The sequence below is a fragment of the Massilia sp. P1_C10 genome (genome assembly GCF_056406475.1).
Map to the genome: position 1 here is coordinate 269,465 of NZ_JBFUAC010000007.1, position 6,000 is coordinate 275,464.

General features: G+C 63.5%; 5 protein-coding genes. 2 read left to right on the forward strand and 3 right to left on the reverse strand.

Translation table 11 applies throughout. The features are described 5' to 3' along the window. The first annotated feature begins 87 nt into the window (after positions 1 to 87). Positions 88 to 1,017, forward strand: coding sequence for a PEP-CTERM sorting domain-containing protein (locus AC1D02_RS16880; protein WP_477318920.1), 930 nt, complete (start codon positions 88 to 90; stop codon positions 1,015 to 1,017). Positions 1,018 to 1,078: 61 nt separating this feature from the next. Here the strand turns inward: AC1D02_RS16880 and leuA are convergent, their stop codons facing one another. Next, on the reverse strand, positions 1,079 to 2,764 hold the full coding sequence (gene leuA, locus AC1D02_RS16885; protein ID WP_477318922.1) for a 2-isopropylmalate synthase: 1,686 nt from the start codon (positions 2,762 to 2,764) through the stop codon (positions 1,079 to 1,081). 415 nt (positions 2,765 to 3,179) lie between these two features. After that, complete coding sequence (locus tag AC1D02_RS16890) at positions 3,180 to 3,896, reverse strand: hypothetical protein (protein ID WP_477318924.1); 717 nt, start codon at positions 3,894 to 3,896, stop codon at positions 3,180 to 3,182. Between the two features lie 116 nt (positions 3,897 to 4,012). On the opposite strand from AC1D02_RS16890, the gene AC1D02_RS16895 reads away from it, so the two are divergent. Beyond that, positions 4,013 to 5,710 carry a cation:proton antiporter domain-containing protein gene (locus AC1D02_RS16895; protein ID WP_477318926.1) on the forward strand — a complete coding sequence of 566 codons (1,698 nt, stop codon included), beginning with the start codon at positions 4,013 to 4,015 and terminating at the stop codon, positions 5,708 to 5,710. A 93-nt stretch (positions 5,711 to 5,803) separates the two neighbouring features. On the opposite strand, the gene AC1D02_RS16900 is transcribed toward AC1D02_RS16895, so the two are convergent. Further along, positions 5,804 to 6,000 (reverse strand): IS3 family transposase (locus AC1D02_RS16900; RefSeq protein WP_477318928.1); only part of this gene is annotated, 197 nt, incomplete at its 5' end.

Here is a 6,000-nt window from a genome sequence, read left to right on the forward strand (position 1 = left end):
CTGTTTTTGATTGGGTTCGATTGTACCCGGCTTGACTTTTTTTCACCGCGATTCCATGATCGGCGCCTGTCTTGAAAGGATGCGCCGATGGCCGATGCAGTTCAGATGATCCGCAAATTATTGATTCCGCTGGGCGTGGCGGGCTGCCTGTCGGCGGCACCCGCGTTCGCCGAGAACATTCTCTTCGTTGGCAACAGCTTCACCTTCGCGGCCGGCACGCCTGTCATGACGTTCAAGTCGAAGTTCGTCACCGACCTCAATCGCAACGGGACCGGCGGCGTGCCGGCGCTGTTCAAGCTGTTCACCGCGCAGGCGGGGCTGGACTACGACGTCTACCTCGAAACGCAGCCGGGCGCCGGGATCGACTGGCACCTCAAGCACAAGCTGCCGGAGCTGGGGGCGAAGCGCTGGCAGACCGTGGTCCTGCAAAGTTACAGCACGCTCGACGAGAAGCGTCCGGGCGACGGTACGGTGCTCGCCAGTTCGGTCAAGCGCATGGCCGCGCTGGTGCGCAAGGCCAATCGGGACGTGAACGTGAAGCTGGTGGCGACGTGGTCGCGCGCCGACCAGACCTACGACAAGGCCGGGCACTGGTATGGCAAGCCGATCGACGCGATGGCGAACGATGTGCGGGCGGCGTACGACAAGGCGGCCGGCGGCGTGCGTGGCGCGAGCGTCATTCCGGTGGGCGAAGCGTGGAGCAGGGCGATCAAGGTTGGTTTCGCCGATGCGAATCCGTATGACGGCATCGACGCGGGCAAGGTCGACCTGTGGGGCGACGATCATTATCACGGGAGTATTTACGGCTACTACCTTGAGGCGCTGACGATCTTCGGCGGCGTGACCGGCGTCGATCCGCGCTCGCTGGGGGCGAATGAATGCGCGGGCATCGAGCTTGGCGTGATGCCGGATCAGATCCGGGCGCTGGAGCAGATCGCGTTCGACCAGCTGGCGGCGTCGGGGACTGTCACAGTGACGCGTGCGATGAAATCTGTGGACTGCGCGGCGTTGCGGTAAACAGAGAAGGCGGTCGCAAATTCGGGGTCAGGTCCCGCGGACCTGACCCTATCTTCCTTGCTTACGCTTCGGCCTCCACCTGGCTGTCGATCACCGCAAGCTGGCGGTTCACCGCGCTCAGCACCGCCTTGAACGAGGCGGTGACGATGTTGCTGTCGATGCCCGCGCCGAACATGGTCGGACCGTTCGCCAGCCGCAGCTCGACGTAGCACGCCGCACGCGCATTCGCGCCCGAGCCCATCGAGTGCTCGTGATAGTCCATCAGCTTGATGTCGAGGCCGAGCGCGTTGACGAAGGCGTCGATCGGTCCGTTGCCGCCGCCCTGCAGCGCCATGCTGGCCTGGCGGTGCGTGAGCGCGATGTCGATCTGCACCGGCTCGTCGCTGCTGCTGTCCTCCACCATCTTGTGCGCGCCATACGCATACGGCGTCACCTGGTCGAAATACTCGCGGCAGAAGATCTCGTGGATTTCGGCCGCGGCGATCTCACGACCGCTGGCGTCGGCCACTTTCTGCACGGCGCGCGAAAACTCGATCTGCAAGCGGCGCGGCAGCTGCACGCCGAACTCCTGTTCGAGCAAATACGCCATGCCGCCCTTGCCGGACTGGCTGTTCACGCGGATCACCGCGTCGTAGCTGCGGCCAAGGTCGGCCGGGTCGATCGGCAAATACGGCACCTCCCAGATCGCGTCCGGCTTCTGCTGCGCGAAGCCCTTCTTGATCGCGTCCTGGTGCGAACCGGAGAACGCGGTGAATACCAGGTCGCCGGCATACGGGTGGCGCGGATGGACCGGCAGCTGGTTGCATTCCTCGACTACCTGGCGCACGGCGTCGATGTCGGAGAAGTCGAGGCCCGGGTGCACGCCCTGCGTGTAGAGGTTCATCGCGAGGGTGACCAGGTCGACGTTGCCGGTGCGTTCGCCATTGCCGAACAGGCAGCCTTCGACGCGGTCGGCGCCGGCCATCACCGCCAGTTCGGCCGAGGCGATCGCGGTGCCGCGGTCGTTGTGCGGGTGGACGCTGATGATGATCGATTCGCGCCGCGCGAGGTTGCGCGACATCCATTCGATCTGGTCCGCGTACACGTTCGGGGTGCTGCATTCGACCGTCGACGGCAGGTTGAAGATCATCTTGCGCGCCGGCGTCGGCTGCCACACGGCGCTGACCGCGTTGCAGATGTCGCGCGAAAAATCGAGCTCGGTAGTGGAGAACGACTCCGGCGAATACTCGAAGCCCCATTCGGTCTGCGGATGCTGCGCGACCAGGTCCTTCACCAGCTGCGTGCCGGTGACGGCGATCTGGGTGATCTCTTCGCGCGTCATGTTGAAGACGACCTTGCGGAATACCGGCGCCACCGAGTTGTAGAGGTGGACGATGGCGCGCTTCGCGCCGGCCGCCGATTCCACCGTGCGGCGAATCAGTTCGTCGCGCGACTGGGTCAGCACGATGATGGTCACGTCGTCCGGGATGCGGTCTTCGTCGATCAGCTTGCGCACGAAATCGAAGTCGGTCTGCGAGGCGGACGGAAAGCCGACTTCGATTTCCTTCAGGCCGATCTTCACCAGCATCTCGAAGAAGCGCAGCTTTTTCTCGGGGCTCATCGGCTCGATCAGCGCCTGGTTGCCGTCGCGCAGATCGGTGCTCATCCAGATCGGCGGCTGCGTGATGGTCTTGTTCGGCCAGGTGCGGTCGACGAGGTTCACTGCGGGGAAGGGACGGTATTTGGCTGCCGGGTTCTGAATCATCATGGTGCTGCTCCTGAAAACGTAATTGGGTGGACGCTGTGGCGGAGAGGCTGCCGGGCGGCCACGTTACGCTAGGCCAGGCAACCGATCGGTAGCAGTAGCAGTAGCAGGGCGAGCGCGCGCGAACCGCAGGCCAGGGCTGGCTGAGAGCGGACTGCGAACGTTGCGAAGTGGAGGCTAGGGCACATCTGAAACTTTCCTGGGGTTTTACAACATCGCCGGCGGAGAGCCGGGCGGCGCACTGCGGTTTTCAGGCGCGTGCAGCTAGTAGCGACAGGGTCGCTAGCGGTAGGGAAATTAGCAGGTGCAAAGTGGAAGGCATGGATCCAATGTACGTGACGCGGCGCAGCATTGTCAAGCGTTGTGTGGAAAATCGAATTGTGGGGACTGGTCCCGCGGACCTGTCCCCACCTTGCGGTCAGGGATACATCCTGTCGATGTCCGCGATGATTTCCTTGCCAGCCTTGAGCAGGCCCTCGTGGCGTTCGTACAACTGGGGGAACGTCACCATCCGTTCGGCCAGCCGCTTGCCCTTGGGCGAAGTGATCGCCTTGTAGCGCGCGCTCAGGCTGTCGTCTTCGCCGAGTTTATCTTCCGTGTATGCCTGCAGTGCGCGGTGGTTGCCGCTCCAGCCGCCCCAGGACATGTGCGCCTTCGGAATCGAATATTCATAGTAAGTGACGATTTTCTCCAGCAGCGCTTCGTCCTCGACGTTGATCAGCTTGCCGCTAGACTTGAAGCCCTCGTAGCGGGCCAGCCGCGGGACGAGGAAGTTGTTCGAGTTCAACAAGGCGTAGGCGGCGTTGAACTTGTCGCGGTCGGGCGCTTGGTTGGGATCGAGCGAAGCGAGGTAGGCGTAGCGCGTGTCGGACGCGTGGTGAAAGGCCAGCACGCCGTCGATCTGGTCGTTGTCGGCCTGGATGTCGCGCTTCAGCCCGAGCAGGAAGCTCTTCACCTTGGCCTGTTCGTGGCGGTGCTCGGCGATGGAATGGAACCAGATGCTGATGCTGACCGCGAACACGATGATGAAGATTTCCAGAAGCATCTCGCGCGCCTTGTGCCACGCGCCGTGCTCGCCTGCGTTCATGATGCCCCACATCTGCTTGGTATGTTTCGCGATTTCCTGGTCTGCCATGGCGGTCTTATTGATTTTTGGAATGTTGAATTATAGCCAAGGTGCACGCAGTGAAGTAATCGCCTGTAAAATTACTTGAGTAGTCAACAATCTTTCTCTGGAGGAACCCCGCGCAGATGCACCACAACCTCAGCCTGATCACCACCTTTGCGGCCGCCCTCGGCTTTGGACTCCTGTTCGGCATGCTGGCCTTGCGCCTGCGCCTGCCGGCACTGGTCGGCTATCTGGCCGCCGGCATCCTGATCGGTCCCGCCACGCCCGGCTTCGTGGCCGACGTCGCGCTGTCCGGCCAGCTCGCCGAAATCGGCGTGATGCTGCTGATGTTCGGCGTCGGCCTGCATTTCTCGATCAAGGACCTGATGGACGTGCGCAAGATCGCGCTGCCGGGAGCGGTCCTGCAGATTGTCGTCGCCACCTTGATGGGCATCAGCCTGGCGCGCTGGTGGGGCTGGAGCCTGGGCGGCGGGCTGGTGTTCGGCATCGCGCTGTCGGTGGCCAGCACAGTGGTGCTGCTGCGCGCGCTGGAAGACCGCGGCATCCTCGATTCGCTCAACGGCCGCATCGCGGTCGGCTGGCTGGTGGTCGAAGACCTGGTCACGGTGCTGGTGCTGGTGCTGCTGCCGGCGATCGCGGGCCCGCTCGGCGGCGTCGGCGCCGACAGCACCCGTCCCCTATGGCAGACGCTGGCCATCACCTTCGGCCAGGTCGCCGCCTTCGTCGCCTTCATGCTGATCGTCGGCCGCAAGCTTTTCCCCTGGCTGCTGTGGCGCGTCGCCAAGACCGGCTCGCGCGAGATGTTCACTCTGTGCGTGATCGCCGCCGCCGTCGGCATCGCCTACGGCTCGTCCGAGATTTTCGGCGTGTCGTTCGCGCTGGGCGCCTTCTTCGCCGGCATGGTGCTGCGCGAATCGGAGCTGAGCCACCGCGCCGCCGAGGAATCGCTGCCGCTGCGCGATGCGTTCTCGGTGCTGTTCTTCGTCTCGGTCGGGATGCTGTTCGACCCGATGGTGATCGTGCAAAGCCCGATGAAGGTGCTGGCGGTGGTCGGCGTCATCATCTTCGGCAAGTCGATCGCCGCATTCGTGCTGGTGCTGCTGCTGCGCTATCCGCTGAACACCGCGCTGACGGTGTCGGCCAGCCTCGCGCAGATCGGCGAGTTTTCGTTCATCCTGGCCGGCATGGGCATGCAACTGAAGCTGATGCCGGCCGAGGGCCAGAGCCTGATCCTGGCCGGCGCCATCATCTCGATCGCGGTCAACCCGCTGCTGTTCAAGGCGGTCGAACCGCTGCAGAAGTGGATCCGCTCGAAGTCGGAGCTGGCGCGCCGAATGGAGCGCAGCGAAGATCCGCTGGCGCTGCTGCCGGTGTCGACCGACCACGCGAAATTGAGCGGGCAGGTGGTGCTGGTCGGATATGGCCGCGTCGGCAAGCGCATCGCGCGCGACCTGGCCGAGCGCGGGGTGCATTACGTTGTCGCGGAGCAGAACCGCGAGATGGTCGAGGAGCTGCGCAAGCAAGGCGTGCCGGCGGTGGCGGGCGATGCCGGCGAGCCGGCGGTGCTGATCCAGGCGCACATCGCGCGCGCGGCGATGATGGTGGTGGCGACGCCGGACACGTTCCGGGTGCGGGCGATGATCGAGACGGCGCGCGCGCTCAATCCGTCGATCGGGATCGTCGTGCGCAGCCACAGCGAAGGCGAGGCGGATTTGCTGCGCAGCGAGCACGCCGGCAAGGTGTTCCTGGGCGAGCACGAGCTGGCGGACAGCATGACGCAGTACGTGCTGAAGCACCTGAAACCGGACGCGCCTCACTAGCCTGTCGTACCTGGGGACCGGTATGCGGACGCACTTGCGTCAAAGGCGGGGTCAGGTCTGAAGTGCCACCCAAATGTTGGACAGCGAGGATAACTAGCTGATCGCGTACCGAATCCTGTACTTCACAGGACTCAGGCCCTTCAGCCTCGATTTAATGCGCTTGCAATTATAGTATTCGATGTAGCTTGTGATCGCGAGCTGTAACTGGTCGACGCTGCTGAATTTCGTTCGATGAAACATCTCGCTTTTGAGGATGCCAAAGAAGTTCTCCATCACTGCATTGTCATGGC